General features: G+C 56.0%; 15 protein-coding genes. 7 read left to right on the top strand and 8 right to left on the bottom strand.

The window, feature by feature from the left end; genetic code table 11:
• Positions 1 to 166: 166 nt before the first annotated feature.
• The 3 genes from FHR99_RS05645 to FHR99_RS05635 form a co-directional block, all read right to left on the bottom strand.
• Positions 167 to 3,019 carry a valine--tRNA ligase gene (locus tag FHR99_RS05645; protein WP_183409542.1) on the bottom strand — a complete coding sequence of 951 codons (2,853 nt, stop codon included), beginning with the start codon at positions 3,017 to 3,019 and terminating at the stop codon, positions 167 to 169.
• A 103-nt stretch (positions 3,020 to 3,122) separates the two neighbouring features.
• A complete protein-coding gene (locus FHR99_RS05640) occupies positions 3,123 to 3,545 on the bottom strand; it encodes a DNA polymerase III subunit chi (protein ID WP_183409541.1) in 423 nt (140 codons plus the stop codon).
• Position 3,546: 1 nt separating this feature from the next.
• Complete coding sequence (locus FHR99_RS05635; RefSeq protein ID WP_183409540.1) at positions 3,547 to 5,004, bottom strand: leucyl aminopeptidase; 1,458 nt, start codon at positions 5,002 to 5,004, stop codon at positions 3,547 to 3,549.
• Positions 5,005 to 5,112: 108 nt separating this feature from the next.
• Between FHR99_RS05635 and lptF the strand changes: the two genes are divergently transcribed.
• Both lptF and lptG read left to right on the top strand, forming a co-directional pair.
• Positions 5,113 to 6,213, top strand: coding sequence for an LPS export ABC transporter permease LptF (gene lptF / locus FHR99_RS05630; RefSeq protein WP_183409539.1), 1,101 nt, complete (start codon positions 5,113 to 5,115; stop codon positions 6,211 to 6,213).
• Positions 6,210 to 7,271 (top strand): LPS export ABC transporter permease LptG, encoded by a 1,062-nt coding sequence (gene lptG, locus FHR99_RS05625; RefSeq protein ID WP_183409538.1) that lies wholly within the window; start codon positions 6,210 to 6,212, stop codon positions 7,269 to 7,271. Before lptF ends, lptG begins: the two co-directional genes overlap by 4 nt.
• Here lptG and FHR99_RS05620 read toward each other — a convergent pair.
• Entirely contained in the window at positions 7,268 to 7,813 is a 546-nt protein-coding gene (locus FHR99_RS05620; RefSeq protein ID WP_183409537.1) for an RDD family protein, read from the bottom strand. The genes lptG and FHR99_RS05620 overlap by 4 nt on opposite strands.
• Before the next feature lie 154 nt (positions 7,814 to 7,967).
• Here FHR99_RS05620 and FHR99_RS05615 point away from each other — a divergent pair, with 154 nt between their 5' ends.
• Together FHR99_RS05615 and FHR99_RS05610 are read left to right on the top strand one after the other, a co-directional pair.
• A complete protein-coding gene (locus FHR99_RS05615; protein WP_183409536.1) occupies positions 7,968 to 8,645 on the top strand; it encodes a response regulator transcription factor in 678 nt (225 codons plus the stop codon).
• The gene (locus FHR99_RS05610; protein WP_183409535.1) at positions 8,632 to 9,999 is read left to right on the top strand and encodes a sensor histidine kinase; all 1,368 of its coding nucleotides are present in this window, start codon (positions 8,632 to 8,634) and stop codon (positions 9,997 to 9,999) included. The genes FHR99_RS05615 and FHR99_RS05610 overlap by 14 nt, the downstream gene beginning before the upstream one ends.
• A 9-nt stretch (positions 10,000 to 10,008) precedes the next feature.
• Here the strand turns inward: FHR99_RS05610 and FHR99_RS05605 are convergent, their stop codons facing one another.
• A complete protein-coding gene (locus FHR99_RS05605) occupies positions 10,009 to 10,641 on the bottom strand; it encodes a hypothetical protein (protein WP_183409534.1) in 633 nt (210 codons plus the stop codon).
• Positions 10,642 to 10,739: 98 nt separating this feature from the next.
• Between FHR99_RS05605 and FHR99_RS05600 the strand changes: the two genes are divergently transcribed.
• The 3 genes from FHR99_RS05600 to FHR99_RS05590 all read left to right on the top strand — a co-directional run bounded on the left by FHR99_RS05600 (position 10,740) and on the right by FHR99_RS05590 (position 15,446).
• Positions 10,740 to 11,798 carry an AraC family transcriptional regulator gene (locus FHR99_RS05600; protein WP_183409533.1) on the top strand — a complete coding sequence of 353 codons (1,059 nt, stop codon included), beginning with the start codon at positions 10,740 to 10,742 and terminating at the stop codon, positions 11,796 to 11,798.
• Between the two features lie 150 nt (positions 11,799 to 11,948).
• Positions 11,949 to 13,154 carry an acetyl-CoA C-acetyltransferase gene (locus tag FHR99_RS05595; RefSeq protein ID WP_183409532.1) on the top strand — a complete coding sequence of 402 codons (1,206 nt, stop codon included), beginning with the start codon at positions 11,949 to 11,951 and terminating at the stop codon, positions 13,152 to 13,154.
• A gap of 129 nt (positions 13,155 to 13,283) precedes the next feature.
• Complete coding sequence (locus FHR99_RS05590) at positions 13,284 to 15,446, top strand: 3-hydroxyacyl-CoA dehydrogenase NAD-binding domain-containing protein (RefSeq protein ID WP_183409531.1); 2,163 nt, start codon at positions 13,284 to 13,286, stop codon at positions 15,444 to 15,446.
• A 10-nt stretch (positions 15,447 to 15,456) separates the two neighbouring features.
• Here the strand turns inward: FHR99_RS05590 and hypB are convergent, their stop codons facing one another.
• From hypB to FHR99_RS05575, 3 genes are read right to left on the bottom strand one after another with little or no spacing between them, the layout of a single operon-like run.
• On the bottom strand, positions 15,457 to 16,257 hold the full coding sequence (gene hypB / locus FHR99_RS05585) for a hydrogenase nickel incorporation protein HypB (RefSeq protein WP_183409530.1): 801 nt from the start codon (positions 16,255 to 16,257) through the stop codon (positions 15,457 to 15,459).
• 26 nt (positions 16,258 to 16,283) lie between these two features.
• Positions 16,284 to 16,613 carry a hydrogenase maturation nickel metallochaperone HypA/HybF gene (locus tag FHR99_RS05580; protein WP_183409529.1) on the bottom strand — a complete coding sequence of 110 codons (330 nt, stop codon included), beginning with the start codon at positions 16,611 to 16,613 and terminating at the stop codon, positions 16,284 to 16,286.
• A gap of 5 nt (positions 16,614 to 16,618) precedes the next feature.
• Positions 16,619 to 17,371, bottom strand: a complete 753-nt coding sequence (locus tag FHR99_RS05575; protein WP_183409528.1) for a hypothetical protein — start codon at positions 17,369 to 17,371, stop codon at positions 16,619 to 16,621.
• Positions 17,372 to 17,380: the final 9 nt, after the last annotated feature.

Here is a 17,380-nt window from a genome sequence, read left to right as displayed (position 1 = left end):
TTATATGTTGGCACTGGATCACAGACTAATGCTTCAGTTACTTGTCCATACTATAACCAGTGCCTGTGGCTGTCTACTACCTGAAAAATCTTTCTGAAACAGATGCTTACAGTTTTTTTAATAGTGTAAACTTGGCGGCCGCCGGGAGCCGGCGGCCTTTTGCACCTCACAGAGCGGCGATGCGGTCTTTCTGCTCACGCATTTTTTGCAGTGATTGTTCCTGTGCCGCGAGCTTTTCCTTCTCTTTGTTTACGACCTCTGCAGGTGCCTTGGCAACAAAACCCTCATTGCCCAGTTTACCGGCCAGACGCTGCACTTCTTTTTCCAGCTTGCCGATTTCCTTTTCCAGACGTGCTAGTTCGGCATCCTTGTCGATCAGGTCGGCCATCGGTACCAGCAGTTCCATCTCGCCAATCAGTTGGGTTGCTGACATGGGCTTGTCGGCCTCGCTGCTCAGCACAGTAATGCTTTCGAGTTTGGCCAGTGTGGTCAGGAACTGGCGATTCTCGTCGATGCGTCGCAAGTCGTCTGCGGAGCCGTTGTTGAACAGCACGGGAATTTGCTTGCCGGGTGGAATATTCATTTCACCGCGAATGGTGCGGATGGCAACAATCACGTCTTTCAGCCACTCAACGTCGGCGTTAGCTTCCGGGTTGAGTTTGCTCTGATCGGCTTCGGGGTAGGGCTGCTGCATAATGCTGTCGCCTTCAACACCCGCTATTGGCGCTACCTTTTGCCAGATTTCCTCAGTGATAAAGGGCATAAAGGGGTGGGCCAGTCGCAGCACCGCTTCCAACACTTTGATCAAAGTGCGGCGGGTGCCGCGTTTAGCGTCGAGGCTGGCGTTGTCGTCCCAGAGCACAGGCTTGGACAGCTCAAGATACCAGTCACAGTATTCATTCCAGACAAACTCGTAAATTGCCTGGGATGCCAGATCAAAGCGGTACTGAGCCAGCGCTTTTTCAACGGCGGCTTCGGTTTCCTGCAGCTGGGAGATAATCCAGCGATCGGCGAGGCTCAGGGTGACTTCGTCATTGAGTCCGCAATCCTCGCCTTCGGTGTTCATCAGCACATAGCGCGCCGCATTCCACAGTTTGTTGCAGAAGTTGCGGTAGCCTTCCAGACGCTTCATGTCCCAATTGATATCGCGACCGGTCGAGGCCAGCGAGTACAGGGTAAAACGGAGGGCGTCGGTGCCGTGGGCGCTGATGCCTTCCGGGAAGGCCTTGCGGGTGCGCTTACCGATTTTCTCGGCGAGCTGGGGCTGCATCATATTGCCGGTGCGCTTTTCAACCAGATCGTCCAGTTCGATGCCGTCGATCATATCCAGCGGGTCGAGCACATTGCCCTTGGACTTCGACATTTTCTGGCCGCTTTCGTCCCGGATCAGGCCGGTCACGTAAACGGTTTTGAAGGGCACATGAGGTGTGCCGTCTTCGTCTTTCATAAAGTGCATGGTCATCATCGCCATGCGCGCCACCCAGAAGAAAATAATGTCGAAGCCGGTCACCAGCACATCGGTGGGGTGGAAGGTTTTTAGGCGTTCGGTCTGCTCAGGCCAGCCGAGGGTGCCGAAGGTCCACAGGGCAGAGCTGAACCAGGTGTCGAGTACGTCTTCATCCTGATTCAGTGCCACGTCGTCTGACAGCTTATATTTGCTGCGCGCTTCCGCTTCATTGCGGGCCACGTAGACATTGCCCTCATTGTCGTACCAGGCGGGAATGCGGTGGCCCCACCACAGCTGGCGGGAAATACACCAGTCCTGAATGTCTCGCATCCAGGAGAAATACATGTTTTCGTACTGCTTGGGTACGAACTCAATACGGCCATCTTCAACGGCTTCAATGGCGGGCTTGGCCAGGGTTTTGGCGTCGACAAACCATTGATCGGTCAGCAGGGGTTCGATAACGAGGCCGGAGCGATCACCGCGGGGTACTTTCAAGGCGTGGTCGTCGATCTTCTCCAGCAGACCGGCACTTTCAAAATCGGCAACGATCTGCTTGCGCGCTTCATAGCGATCAAGCCCGGCATAGGCAGCAGGCAGGCTGGCTTCGAGCTCGGTGTTTTCGCTGCCATCGCTGTTAAACACTTCGGCAGTGTCGCGAATCGCCGCGTCGATGGTCATGATATTGATCATCGGCAGCTTGTGGCGCTGACCAACCGCGTAGTCGTTAAAGTCGTGGGCCGGGGTGATTTTTACGCAGCCGCTGCCGAATTCGCGATCTACGTAATCGTCGGCAATTACCGGGATGCGGCGGTTGACCAGTGGCAGAATGACGAACTTGCCGATCAGGTCCGCATAGCGTTCGTCTTTCGGGTTTACCGCAACGGCGGTATCACCCAGCATGGTTTCCGGGCGCGTGGTGGCGACCACCAGATAGTCTTTGCCGTCGGCGGTTTTGGCGCCGTCAGCCAGCGGATAGCGGAAGTTCCACAGATGGCCCTGTTCTTCGGTGTTTTCCACTTCCAGATCGGAAATGGCGGTGTGCAGTTTCGGATCCCAGTTGACCAGTCGCTTGCCGCGATAGATCAGTTTGTCGTCGTAGAGGCGAACAAATACTTCCTGTACGGCTTTGTAAAAGCCGTCGTCCATGGTGAAGCGTTCGTTGTCCCAGTCTACCGAGGCGCCGAGGCGGCGCAGCTGACGGGTGATGGTTCCACCGGATTCGGCCTTCCAGTCCCAGACCTTTTCCAGAAATTTCTCGCGGCCCAGATCGTGGCGGGTCTTGTTTTCCTCGTGGGCCAGTTTGCGTTCCACCACCATTTGGGTGGCGATGCCGGCGTGGTCGGTGCCCACCTGCCACAGGGTGTTGCGGCCCTTCATCCGCTGGTAGCGGGTGAGGGCATCCATGATGGAATCCTGAAAGGCGTGACCCATATGCAGGCTGCCGGTGACATTCGGCGGCGGGATCATGATGCAGTAGGAATCGCCCTCACCAGAGGGGCGAAAGTAACCCTTGTCTTCCCATGCTTTGCCCCAGTGGGCCTCGATCTTGCCTGGTTGAAATGTCTTGTCCATAAATCCAATCGTTACAACGTGAGGGGAACGGCGGCAACCGTGCGTAAAAGGCGGTCAATTATACTGGAATTGCCTGGTGAGGCCACCGGCGATGCCTGTGTAATCAGGCGATCTTGTGGGTATTGAGCGGGTAGCCGCGATCTTTGTAAAAGCGGTAGCGGTCACGACTGGGTGCGAGCCAGTCATTGGCCTGACAGACAATCTCTCCGAGCCTTGCAAAACGGCTGAAAAAGTCCGGGATTTCGGGGGCGAAATTGATAAACAGGTCGCCGCCCTGAGGCGCTTCCTTGTCCCAGGCAATCACCATGCTGTCGTCAGTGCCTGCGGATTTCAGGGCGTGAGGCACAAAACTCTGGGGCGAAAAACTCCAGAGAAGGTCATCGACCATCCGTCCCTGCGCCTCGTCGGCGCAGTGCAGGTAGATCGACATGCCGCGTTTGTGGGCCTTTTCCGCCAGCCGGCAGCCGTAGAGCAGGGCATCTTGCGGCTGGGCCGACTGGAGAATGTAGAAATCGACCTGCGTCATATCAGCTCGCGCAATCGAGCAGGTATTGCATCAACAGGCCAACCGGGCGACCTGTGGCGCCTTTCGGGGCGGACAGCCAGGCAGTGCCGGCAATGTCGAGGTGGGCCCAGGTCATATTCTTGGTGAAGCGCGACAGGAAGCAGGCGGCAGTGACGCTGCCCGCTTCCGGGCCGCCGATATTGGCGATATCGGCAAAATTGGAATCCAGCTGGCCCTGGTATTCGTCCCACAGTGGCATATGCCAGGCACGATCGCCGCTGCGCTCGCCCGCATCCAGCAGTTTTTCCGCAAAGGCATCGTCGTTGCTGTAGAGGCCGCTGGCGTGTTTGCCCAGCGCCACAACGCAGGCGCCAGTGAGCGTGGCGATATCGATCACCGCTGCGGGTTTGAAACGCTCGGAATAGGTCAGGGCGTCACACAGCACAAGACGGCCCTCGGCGTCGGTGTTAAGCACTTCAATGGTCTGGCCTGACATGCTGGTCACAACGTCACCGGGTTTAGTGGCGCGCCCGCTGGGTAGATTTTCGGCGGCGGCGATGATGCCGACCACATTTATCGGCAGGCCCAGCTCGGTGACGGCAGTCATGGCGCCCATCACGCTGGCAGCGCCGCACATGTCGAACTTCATTTCATCCATTTTGGCGCCCGGTTTGATGCTGATGCCGCCGCTGTCAAAGGTAATGCCCTTGCCGACCAGTACCTGGGGCTTGTCGGATTTTTTGCCACCCTGATATTCCATCACAATCAGCTTGGCGGGCTCTTCGGAACCAGCAGTAACCGACAGTAGCGAGCCCATGCCCAGCTCGCGCATTTTCTTTTCTTCCAGCACGCTGACTTTCAGCTTGTCGCTTTTCCGGCCCAACGCTTTGGCTTCTTTTGCCAGAAAGCTCGGTGTGCAGTAGTTGCCGGGCAGGTTGCCCAGCTGGCGAGCGACGTTGATGCCCTTGCCGACAGCCTGACCTTGGGCCAGTGCTTTTTTGGCAGAGGCATTGTTGGCGGTCAGCAGGTTCAGTTTTTTCAAGCCGGGGTCGGCTTTCTTGCTTAGAGAGGTTGTGTATTGGTAAGCACTGGTTTCAGCCAGTCGCGCCAGCGCGCTGATTTGAGCTTCGCTGCCTAATACGCGGCTGTTGATTACTACCGCAGCGTCGCTGAGTTTGTGCGCCTTGAGGGCGTTGAACAGCGCGCTTGCCGTCTTGTCATAGCTTTTCGCATCGACGCTATCGGCTTCGCCCAGGCCCACCAGCAATATCCGCTCCGCGCTGACACCGTCGCACCAAGGCAACATCAGGGTCTGGGCTAGCTTGGCTGCAAAGTCACCGCGTTGAGTAACCCGTTCGATCGCACTGTTCAGCGCCGCATCGCCGGGCAGGGCCTTGAGATCATCTGCTGTAAGCGGCAGAACAAGGCAGGCGCTCTTCTGGCGACTAAGGGTCGAAGGGGCTTTCAGGCTGATTTGCATGTTTGGCCTCGCGAAGTGGGTGCAAAGTAAGGATAATGATGCGTTTTACTGGGCACACAGTGTACTGCGTGCCCCATCATCAGGAAAGTTTCACAGGGTTAAGCTGTCTTGATTCTTTACCGCTACATTGCCAGTGAATTGCTCAAGTCGATGTTTGCCGTCACCTTCATTCTGTTGGTGATCATTATGAGCGGTCGTCTGATCAAATATCTGGCCGATGTGGCCGCCGGTGAACTGGCGCCAGATTTTCTGTTTTTGATCATGCTCTATCGTCTGCCAAACTTTCTTGAGGTGATACTGCCGCTGGGCATGTTTATTGGCATTTTGCTCAGTTACGGCCGGCTGTACGTCGATTCGGAAGTGGCGGTGATGAATGCCTGTGGTATCAGCCGGCTACAGCTGCTGAAGTTGGCAGCGGCGCCCATCCTGCTGGTCACCGTCGGTGTCGGCCTGCTCAGTACCGTGATTACCCCCGCCGGGATTCGCGCCTATGAAGCCTTGATTGTCGAGAGTAAAGCCTCAGAGGGCTTGCGCGCAGCGGTTGAAGCGCGGTTTCGACTCGACGAGCGCAGTGGCCGGGTCACCTATATAGAAAAGCTCAATCGCGACAACGATGGTATGTCAGGGGTGTTTATTGCCCAGCCTATGGAAACCGACAAGGGGCGGGACCTGATTGCGGTTATCGGTGCGGACCAGGGCTTTTTTGAACTCGATGAGCGCAGCGGCCAGCGCTATCTGGTTCTGGATAACGGCGTTCGCTACGTGGGCGAACCGGGCGAGCTGGACTATCAGGTGGCGCGCTTCGAGCGCTACGGGCAATGGCTGCAGGATAAAACCCAGAGCCGGGGGCGAAAGGCTGCTGATGGTAAAAGTACTGGCGAATTGTGGGCTTCGGATCGACTTGAAGATCGCGCCGCTTTGCAGTGGCGCCTGTCGCTGGCGCTGCTGGTGCCGGTGGTGGCGCTGCTGGCGGTGGCCTTGAGTAAAACCGATCATCGCAGCGGCCGTTATTCAAAAATGTTTCCGGCCTTTATGCTTTACATGCTGTATCTGATTGCCTTGAATGCCGGGCGTGAAGGTTTGGCTAAGGGTGATCTGCCGGTATTGCCCGGACTTTGGGGTATTCACGTCGGCTTTCTGTTGTTTGGCTTGCTGTTGCTGCTGGGCCCTGACTGGTTGCGACGCTGGCGAGCGAGGGCAGCCACATGATCAAGCTGGATGCCTATGTTGGACGAACGGTCACAGCTGCCATTCTGCTGGTGCTGCTGGTCATTGTCGGTATTGATTTGCTCACGGCTTTAATCGATGAACTCGAAGATGTCAGTGAAGACTACACCTTCCTTCGCGTCGCCAAGTATGTCTTGCTGACCACGCCTTCCAGTCTCTACGAATATCTACCCTTTGCGGCACTGGTTGGCTGTCTGGCGGGCTTGGGTTCGCTGGCGGGGACGAGCGAACTGGTCGTTATGCGCGCGGCGGGTATCAGCACCCGGCGCTTGGTCTGGTCGGTGATCAAGCCGGCGCTGATGCTGACTCTGTTGGGTTTGTGTATTGCCGAGTTTGTGGCACCCCGCTTTCAGCAGATCGCGGAAAGCGGTCGCGCCATTGCGCTGCAGGAAGAGGGTAAGGTGCATTCCGAATATGGTATGTGGCACCGCGAGGGCGACAGCTATATGCACTTTAACGCCGTAGAGGCGGGCGGTATTCTCCACGGCGTGGTGGTATATCAGTTTGGCGAGGGACGGGAACTACAGCAGGTGCTCTACGCCGAACGCGCCAGTTTCAGTGCCGGCAAATGGCTGCTGGAAGAAGGTTCGGTGTCCTATTTCTCGTCAGAGGGCGCTACCAAAGAGCTGTATTCCCAGCGCGCCTGGGATACCGAATTGACACCTGAATTGCTGAATATACTGGTGCTGGAACCGAGTGATCTGTCCATCAGCGGTATTTGGCGCTACGCAAATTACCTGCAGGAGCAGGGGGTAAGCGCGGCGGAATACGAGCTCGCCTTTTGGCAGAAAATCCTGCAGCCGCTGGCCATACTGGCCTTGGTGCTGGTGGCGATTTCGTTTGTGTTTGGGCCCTTGCGTCAGGTGACGATGGGCTTTCGCGTGTTCACCGGGGTGATGGTGGGAATTGTCTTTCGCACCATGCAGGACATGCTTGGCCCCGCCAGTCTGGTGTTTGGCTTCGAGCCCTTGGTGGCCACCCTCATTCCCATCGGTCTGTGCCTACTGTTTGGGGCGGCCATGATGATGCGCCGGGTCTAGCCCTTTTTCGCTTTTTTGGGCAGGCGCATTACGCGTGTACCCGTCAGTCGGTCGTGCCAACTGCAGTTTTCCCTGTCGATCCAGATCCAGAAATAGCCGAGAAAACCCGGAGCAATGGAAATCACCGCCGCCAGACAGCGAGCGATACAGCGCAGCCAGCCGGGCTTGTCACCGTGTTGGGTCTGCACCTGAATACGCCATGCCTGCATTCCCAGTGTCTGACCATTCTTACGCCAGAACAGGCAGTAGAAGCCAATAACCACGGCCACCAGATAAAGCTGGAAACCCAGTCCGGCCAATAGCGGGTCAGCTTCGTGCATGACCTTGCTGCTGGCTTCCGGAATGTTCGGGTCCAGTTTGCCCATCACCATTACCGCCAGCAGGGTCGCCATGCAGAGCAGGGCGAACAGCAGCATGGCATCGTAAAGCATGGCCATCAGTCGGGGCAGAACACCGGCAGGCACCAGAGGCTGTTCGGTAGTGGCATTGGTCATGGCGAAGGGCTGATCTCGTGTCTGAATTTGCGGCGCGCATTGTAGCATGATCCACCGTCAGGCTTACGATCGTGTAATGGCGGTGGGCGAGCGCTGACACCGACTGCGGTTTAGTGCTAATCTCGCTTCAAATCGCGCCGTCACTGTGAGTTTTCGCCCTCGTGATGGTGGCTATTCCAATAAGACCCAACAGGATCTGCGCATGCGTGTTCTGGTAATTGAAGATGACGCCACGGTGGCGGACTACATTGTCAAAGGCCTCAAGGAAAGTGGATTTAATGTAGACCATGCCGCCGACGGTAAAGTCGGCCTGGTAAAAGCGACCACAGAAAACTACGACGTAGCTATCGTCGATCGCATGCTGCCCCATGTGGATGGTCTCACCATTATTCAGACGCTTCGCGCCTCAAATAACACCACGCCGGTGCTTATTCTCAGCGCACTCGGTGATGTGGACGACCGGGTGAAAGGTCTCAAGGCGGGCGGCGACGACTATCTGGTCAAACCCTTTGCCTTTGCCGAGCTGCTGGCGCGCATTGAGGCGGTGCTGCGACGTCAGGAATCCACGGCGACCCAGACACGGCTCAAGGTGGGCGATCTGGAGATGGACCTATTGGCTCATAAAGTGACGCGAGCCGGTGAGGTATTTAATCTCCAGCCGCGTGAATACAAGCTGCTTGAATACCTGATGCGTCATGCCGGTCAGGTTGTGACCCGCACTATGTTGCTGGAAAATGTCTGGGACTATCACTTTGATCCGCAGACTAACGTCATTGATGTGCATATCAGTCGTCTGCGCCAGAAGATTGATAAAGGCTTCGAAAAGCAATTGCTGACTACCGTACGCGGCGCCGGATACATGCTGGATGATCCTCAGTAAAATATTCAGCAGTTTCACCTTCCGCTTTATGTCCGGCTATGTGGCCGGGCTAAGTATTACGGTCTTTCTCGTTCTCGCGGCGATCTACACGCTGATTTCCCGTGACTATTTCACTCAGGTACACAACACGATTCAGCAGGAACTGGATGCACTCACCGAAACCTATCAGGAAGGTGGTGCCAGCGCCGTTGAAAAGTTTGTGGATGTCCACGCCGGGCCGGATCGCCTGATCCGCTTTTTCTTTCTGGTTGTCGACGAAAATTATGAACCTATCGCGGGTAACCTTGATCGTTGGCCTGATCCGAAACAGTACCGCGACGGTTGGTTGGGTTTTGATCTGAAACTCTTATCAGGAGAATGGGACGAAGTCGGTACCGAGTTTGTGGCGCGCTCACGCACGCTGCCTACCGGCGAAACCGTGATGGTGGCGCGACATTATGCTGACGTTATTAACAGCGCGAAGCTGGTCAGTGGTGCGCTTACCCGATCATTGGTCGCGACCATCATTCTCGGGATTATTGGTGGTGCGATTGTTGCCGGCCGTCTGGTGCGGCGTATCGATGACATGAACCAGAGCCTTAACCGCATTATGTCGGGCGATCTGACAGAACGCGTGGAGTTGCACGACAGTCACGGTGATTTTCGGCGGATGGCGGTCAACCTGAATAAGATGCTCGACAAGATTGAGCAATTAATGCTCGGTATGCGTCAGGTATCCGACAATATCGCCCATGATTTGCGCACACCGCTGACGCGGTTGCGCAATAAACTCTCAGACCTCCAGCAGTCGTCTAACGAGCCGGAAAAGGTTCAGGCCCTGATTGATGAAGCCGACGGTTTGCTCGCAACGTTCAGTGCCCTGCTGAGGATTGCGCAGGTGGAGTCGGGCAATCCGCGCTCTGGCTTCACTGAGATCGATATCAAAACCATTCTGCTGGATGTGATTGAGCTCTACGAACCGCTGGCACTCGAAAAAGAGCAGCAGGTCGAGACCGATCTGGCGACTGTGCCCGCAACCCGCGGAGACAAAAACCTGCTGTTTCAAGCGATCGCCAATCTGGTCGACAACGCCATCAAGTACACTCCAGACGGTGGCAGGGTCATGGTGCGGTTGTGGGCGCAGCAGAACCAGATCGTTATTGAAGTCTCAGACTCCGGGCCCGGTGTGTCGCCGGCGGAGCGCGAAAAGGTCTTGCAGCGTTTCTACCGGGTGGAAGCCAGTCGCAGCCAACAGCCCGGCAATGGTCTGGGGCTGAGTCTGGTGAATGCGGTGGTGAAGCTGCATGGCGGCAGTGTGCAGCTGGCCGACAATTTCCCCGGTCTGCGCGTCAGCCTGCGCATGCCCGTTCAATAATAAGCTCGCCTATAAGAAGGGATTCCGTTTTTCCAGCTTGATGTGATCGGTATCGGGTGCCGGTGGAGCGGGTTTTGGTTTGGCGCCTAGACGTGCGCCGGGCTCATCCAGCGACAGAGCGCTGGTGTCTGGGTTCAGTTTTTCGCGAGTATCCGGCAGGGTGTCGATCACGGCGCCGGCTTCGGCGAGCCCAAAATCCGGCGGATCGAGCTCCGGCATTGCTGGCCGTTCTTCGCCCTCCCAGGGTTCCATTTCAGCCAGACTATAAGAGGATAGATCCAGCGCCGGGGCGACTACGTTTTCACGTTCACCCTCGGTTAAAACCGGTGTTCCTTCGGGGGCGAGTGAAATCGCGTTGCTGGCTTGATCGGGCGGCGGAGTGCTGGCGCTTGCCGCAGGCGCATCCACATCCACGCGTTTAGCGACGGTCTGCAGACCGGCTTTGGTCAGTGCGCCCTTGAACTTTCGGGCTACGTCTTCCGACACGGCCTTTTTGATCCGGTGGGCTTTACCGTCAACCAGCTGGGCGGCATGGTTCGGACTGGTGTTAAACAGCTTGGCCAGTCGCAATGACGCCTGATTCTGGCTGGTCCCGTCGAGCAGTTTGCCGGTTATTATGATGTCGTAACGTGCATCACTCATTTTAGTCACCTGAGCTTTTCCCCAACTTAGCAGAGAACGCGGGGCAATGTTAAGATACCGGCTTCTTTCCCTTGCGAAATTGACGACCAGACCACTGAATGGACGCCGACACGCTTCCCACGAAATTTGCGAAATCCCTGCTCAGCCTCGCTGAAGAGCGGGGATACGACTATCGCCCCATTCTCGACGTCGCGGGAATTGATTTTAATCCGATGGAGCCTCGATCGCCCGGTTACCAGCCACAGATCTCTGCGATCCAGTATACCCGCCTGTATCAGCAGGTGCTGAGCCTGCTGCAGGATGAAACCTTCGGTCTGATGAAGGGGAGTGGTGTAACCCCCGGGGCTTTCCGGATGATGTGCTACTGCATTTTGAGCTGTGAGAATCTCGGTAAGGCAGTAAAACGCGCCTGCGAGTTCTACCGAACCTTTTTCAGCAGTGAGGCGCAGATCGTTTTTAATCTGGAAGGCGAGATGGCCTCGGTAGGCTATTCCGGTGCCCGCGATCGCTCGTTAGCCGAGACAGAGGTGGAAGCCGCGGACATCTATGGACTCTCGATTTGGCACCGTTTCTATTGTTGGCTGGTCGGTACGCCCATTGAGTTGAGCGAAGTGCATTTTGCGCGCCTGGCGCCTGAAAATAAGGAACGGCGTGGCAAGTATGAGCGCCTGTTTGGCTGCACGGTGCTGTTCGGACAGCATCGGGATGAAATTCTGTTTCACCGTCGTTTCCTCGACTACCCGTTGGTGCAATCAGAGGAATCCCTGAAAAAGTTCCTCAAGACCGCGCCCTATCCGTTGATGGTGCTTTCCAACGGGCGCAAGGACAATGGCCTGGTGGCTCGGGTGCGTGCGCTGATCGGCCATGATTTCAGTCAGGGCTCGCCCAGTTTCGATCGCATTACGCAGGCTCTCCATATGTCGGCACCCACCCTGCGTCGTCGCCTGAAAAAAGAAGGCACCAGCTTTCAGATTTTGAAAGATGAATGCCGCCGCGACGCGGCAATCAACTACCTCAGCAATTCTGAACTCTCTATCAACGCCATTGCTGCGTTGATGGGCTTTACTGACCCCAGCGCGTTTCATCGCTGTTTCAAGAAGTGGACGGGCTCCACGCCGGGGGAATTCCGGCAGCGAGAGCAGCGAGCCGCTGATTGATATAACCCTCTGTTTTTAAAGGATTTAAAGAGTCTTTGTCAGTCTGATTGACCGCAATTGTTATTGTGTTTCCAGCGCGCAGAGTTAGATTGTGCACGTTTAATACGCGGGCCTTAAGCCCGCTGCTGTCTAACGTACACAGGAATCACTATGGCTACCGAAGCATTTATCTACGAAGCGATTCGTACGCCGCGGGGTAAGGGCAAGAAAGGCGCGGGTTCACTCTATGAAGTGAAGCCGATTGATCTGGTTACCAATCTGCTGGAAACCCTGAAAACCCGTCTGGATCTGGATACCACTCAGGTTGAGGATTTCATTCTGGCGACCGGCGAGCCGGTGGGTGAGCAGGGTCAGGATCTGGCCAAGGCAGCTCTGGTGTATTCCAGCTGGGATGATGTGACCACAGGCGCCCAGCTTCACCGTTTCTGCGCGGGCGGTCTGGATGCGGTCAACATGGCAGCGGCCAAGGTTGCGTCCGGCTTTGAAGATCTGGTTGCCGCCGGTGGTGTGGAATCCATGTCGCGCCTCGGTATTGGTGCCTCTGGTGGCGCCACCGGTGACCCCTGGGTTGCCATGAAAAGCTACTTTATTTCACAAGGTCTGGGCGCTGACATGCTGGCGACACTCGACGGCTTCACCCGCGAAGACGTGGATGCCTACGCCGTGCGTTCACAGCAGCGCGCCGCTCACGCTCGCGACAATGGTTACTTCAAATCGCTGGTGCCGGTGAAAGATCTGAATGGAGTAACCATTCTCGATCACGACGAATTTATCCGCCCCGATACTACGATGGAGGGGCTGGCCAAGCTTAAGCCCTCATTCCAGATGTTTAACGATTTCGGTCACGGCGGCGTTGCCAAGCTGAAATACCCGCAGCTGGAAAACATCAACTGTGTACACACCCCGGGTAACTCCTCCGGCATCGTCGATGGTGCGGGTCTGGTGCTGATCGGTAACGAGAAAGCCGGCAAGGATCAGGGACTGAAGCCGCGTGCACGGATTGTCTCCTGCGCATTGGTAGGTACTGAGCCGACCATCATGCTGGCTGGCCCTGCGCCCGCGACTGAAAAAGCCCTGAAAAAAGCCGGTCTCACGGTAGATGATATCGATCTGTTCGAACTGAACGAGGCGTTTGCCTCGGTGGTACTGCGCTACCAGAAATTACTGGGTATTCCCGACGAGAAGATTAATGTGAACGGCGGCGCAATCGCGATGGGTCACCCCATTGGCGCGACCGGTTCCATGATCCTTGGCACCCTGCTGGATGAGCTGGAGCGCCGCGATCTCAAGCGCGGTGTCTGCACCCTGTGTGCGGGTGGCGGTATTGGCATCGCGACAGTTATTGAGCGCGTGTAATTCGAAGCCCCTCACCCTGTCCCTCTCCCAATGGGAGAGGGAACCGAGTAGCCGAATCTGGCGCCCCCTCTACCTGAGGGCGAGGGCCGGGGTGAGGGGGAAAGCAACAGAATTTGAGAGAGCAGAACAATGGGATATATCCGTTTAGAAAAAGACAGTGACGGCATTGTCGACCTGATTTTTGACCAGCCCGGTAAAACCGTAAACACGATGGGCGCTGAGTACGACGAGGCCATGCGTGCCGCCGTCACCGAGCTGAAAGACATGGTGGAAAAGGGCGAGTGCAAAGGCATCTATATTCGCAGTGGCAAACCCGGCCAGTTTTTCGCCGGCGGCGATATAAAAGAGTTGCTGGAGATGGACCTCAAACCCAGCGATGAAAAGAAAGCCGAGATGTACAACGGCGTCATGCAGACCAAGGCACCGCTGCGTGAACTGGAAACCCTAGGTGTACCGGTTGCGGTGGGCATCAACGGCGCCTGCCTCGGTGGTGGTTTTGAAATTTCGTTGGCTTGTCACTATCGCGTTGCGATGAACGGCGTGCAGGTGGGTTTGCCCGAAGCCATGATTGGCCTGATGCCCGGCGCTGGTGGTGTGGTTCGCATGACCTATCTGTTGGGTATGCAGGAAGCGATTGGTTTGATCAGTCAGGGCAAGCGTCTGGCCGCAGAGAAAGCGCAGGCCAAGGGTTTGATTCATGAGCTGGCCGAGTCTGAAGAAGAGCTGGCCGCGAAAGCCAAAGCCTGGATCAAGGCTAACCCGGAAGCAAAACAGCCTTGGGATACCGAAGGTTACAAAATCCCCGGTGGTTACCCCGCTGACGAAGCTAATCAGGGTCTGACCTTCTTTGGCCCATCCAATGTGATGGTGCAAACCAAAAACCTGATGCCGGCGCAGAATGCAATTTTTGCTTGCGTGGTGGATTGTGCGCGGGTTGATTTCGATACAGCCCAGAAGATCGAAGGCCGCTACTTCATGCACCTGTTGCTGAACCAGATTTCGCGCAACATGATGACCGCCTTCTTTGTGCAGATGGAAGCGCTGAACAAAGGTGCGAGCCGCCCGGACGGCATCGACAAAACCAGTGTTAAGAAGCTGGGCATTCTCGGCGCTGGCCAAATGGGTGCGGGTATTGCGACCGTTGCAGCTCAGAAAGGTATCGAGGTTGTTTTGAAGGATATTTCGCTGGCCAATGCCGAAAAGGGCAAGGCCTATGCCGAGAACTTCTACAACAAGCGCATTGAGAAAAAGCGCCTGACCGAAGAAGCCAAAAGCGAGTATTTGGCGCGCATCAAGGCCACCGAAGATTACGCGGATATGGCTGACTGTGATCTGGTGATTGAAGCCGTGTTCGAAGATCGCAAAATCAAGGCTGCGGTGACCAAAGACACCGAAGCGGTTCTTAAGGCAGACGGTGTTTTTGCCTCTAACACTTCGGCACTGCCCATCACTGAGCTGGCTGAAGCCTCTTCACGTCAGGCCAACTTTATCGGTATGCACTTTTTCTCGCCCGCTGAAAAAATGCCACTGGTGGAAATCATTCGCGGTGCCAACACCTCGGACGAAACCCTGGCGCGCGCCTTTGATCTGGCCCAGCAGTTGGGTAAAACCCCGATTGTGGTGAACGATGCGCCCGGCTTCTTCACCACCCGCGTTATCGGCAAGACCGTCTCTCAAGGCGCGATCATGCTGGAAGAGGGAATCAACCCCGTGCTGATCGAATCGGCTGCCCGCGACAATGGCTCGCCCATTGGCCCGCTCGGTGCCATCGACGAAATCAGCCAGGAAACGGCCTATAAAAATGGTCAGCAAGCCAAGGCCGATGCCGAAGCCCAGGGCCAGAAGTGGGAAGATAATGCAGCCTCACGAGTTCTCGATCGTATGGTCAACGAGTTTGGCCGCAAGGGCAAAGTGCATGGCGCCGGTTACTACGAGTATCCGGAAAATGGTCAGAAGCACATGTGGCCCGGCCTGAAAGATGCTTTTGCTCCGAACGGTTATAAGGAAATCCCCTACGAGGATATCAAGGATCGTCTGGTCTACTCCCAGTGTCTTGAGGCAGTTCGTGCGATGGAAGAAGGCGTGATCGAGAATGTGGGTGACGGCAATATCGGTTCCATTATGGGTATCGGTTTCCCGGCTCAGACGGGCGGCGTATTCCAGGCTATTAATGCCATCGGCCTGCAGGCGTTTGTTGAGCGTGCCGAGTATCTGCACCAGCAGTACGGTGACGACTTTGCCGTGCCGCAGTTGCTGAAGGATCGCGCAGCGAAGAATGAACTCTTCCTGTAAGGGCTAATCTTCAAGCCTGTGCAGGCTGTTGAATAGAAACCGGCGTATACACAGTGTGCGCCGGTTTTTTTCTATCTGCGATCCAGTTCAGCCAGTCTGCCATCCCTTCGCCGGTCGTTGCTGACAGCACGAGAATGGGGCAACGGGCGTTGATTTCCGCGACATTCCGTTTCAGCAATTCCACATCAAACTGCAAATGCGGCAGTAGATCGGCTTTATTGATGATTACCAGATCCGCCGAGTGAAACATATGCGGGTATTTCAGGGGTTTGTCCTCGCCCTCGGTCACTGAGGCGATGACCACTCTGGCATGTTCGCCCAGATCAAATAGCGCCGGGCACACCAGATTGCCGACGTTCTCGATAAATACGGTGGCGCCTTTCACGGGCTGTAATTGCGCCAGCGCCTGCTCGACCATATCGGCTTCAAGGTGGCAGCCGGTGCCGGTGTTCACTTGCAGGGAGCTGGCACCAGTGGCGCGGATTCTATCGGCATCGTTTGTTGTCGCCTGATCGCCTTCGATCACATAACTTTGACCGGAGAGTTGGCGCAGCGTTTTCTCCAGCAAGGTGGTTTTACCCGCCCCGGGTGAACTGAGCAGGTTCAGGGCGAGGATGGTGTTTTGCTGAAAATAGCGGCGGTTGGCCTGTGCCAGATCCAAATTTTTTTGCAGTATCTGCACTTCCAGCTGACGAGTTTCCGGGCTTTGCTCGCTGTGCAGAGTAGAGGTGAACTCCACGGGCTTGTGAAGTTGTTGTGGGGGCGTCAGAGAAAATTTACCGCCACCATCGCAGCCACAGGTTATACACATGTTTGACTCCTCTCAATATTCTCTAATCAGGCGAGTTCGAGCTCGCTGACGGTCAATTCATCACCACTGACACAGATCAGCTGGCGTGCGCCGCAGTCGCAACTTGCGCGTGGTGTGCTGCTGCGCAGTCGCTGATTGCAGGCACTGCACAGGAACTCGCCGGGGACGCACTGTATATCCAGTGTCGCCCCTTCCGCAGCGGTGCCTTGGGTGCAGCTGTCGAAACAGAAACGCAAGGCGTCGGGCATCACACAGGACAGCTCACCGACCTTAACTTGTATTCGCAGCACGCGACGGCCTTCGCACTGCTGTTCAGCAATGGCCACGATATTGCGACTGATGCTCAGTTCGTGCATAACAGCTACAGTTTCCACAGGCGGCAGTACCAGTGAGCTTCCACTGGCAAGGGTAACTCCGGTAAATCGCACCATTTGCGGCGTGGCAGGTAATAAATACATTCCTGGCAGCGCAGGACCATCTGGCCGTCTTCCATTTCGCCGCTCTCTCCAAGCGACTGGTCGGCGAAGCCACTCAGTTCCAGCAAGGGGAGCAGATCATTGCTCGGCGCTGCTTTCAGGGCATCTACAATGATTTGCCATTCACGATCTGTGTTCGGGAGACTGGTGTCAGTTTGAATGCCTTGCTTAAGGATCTGTCCGATTACCTCGCGCAGGATATCTTCGCCCAGGTCGCGTAGTACTTTGGTAACTTTGCTTAAAGCGTTTGCTGTACATGGGCCGGCTCCGGTCAGGACACTGGCGGGCATATAGGGTATATGCAAAGCGCAGATAAACAGGTCGCCTGAGTTGCCAGATAGTCGCGATGTGGCATTCTCCAGTAGGGCTTTCTCTGAGGAAAAAACAAGAAGGTCTTCGTCGGGCAGGAATTGAATTGCCCATCGCGCCTCGGCGATATCCGTTTTTTTCTGCAGGTTTTTTGCCAGCGATTCGACTTCAGAGTGCGCGCTTTCTCCCTCAACGAGGCAGGTATCGGATTGCAGTGACAGTGTGAGTCCAACCGCCGTTAGATCGCTGTGGTCAGCCACGGCCGTAGACAACAGATTGCTCAGCCAATTGTGATCTAGCTGAACCTGTTTGAGTCTGTTGTCCGTCATGGTTGCCTC

This window comes from Litorivivens lipolytica (genome assembly GCF_014191715.1).
GTDB classification, from domain to species: Bacteria; Pseudomonadota; Gammaproteobacteria; order Pseudomonadales; family Spongiibacteraceae; genus Litorivivens; species Litorivivens lipolytica.
This window is presented reverse-complemented; position numbering and strand designations above follow the sequence as displayed.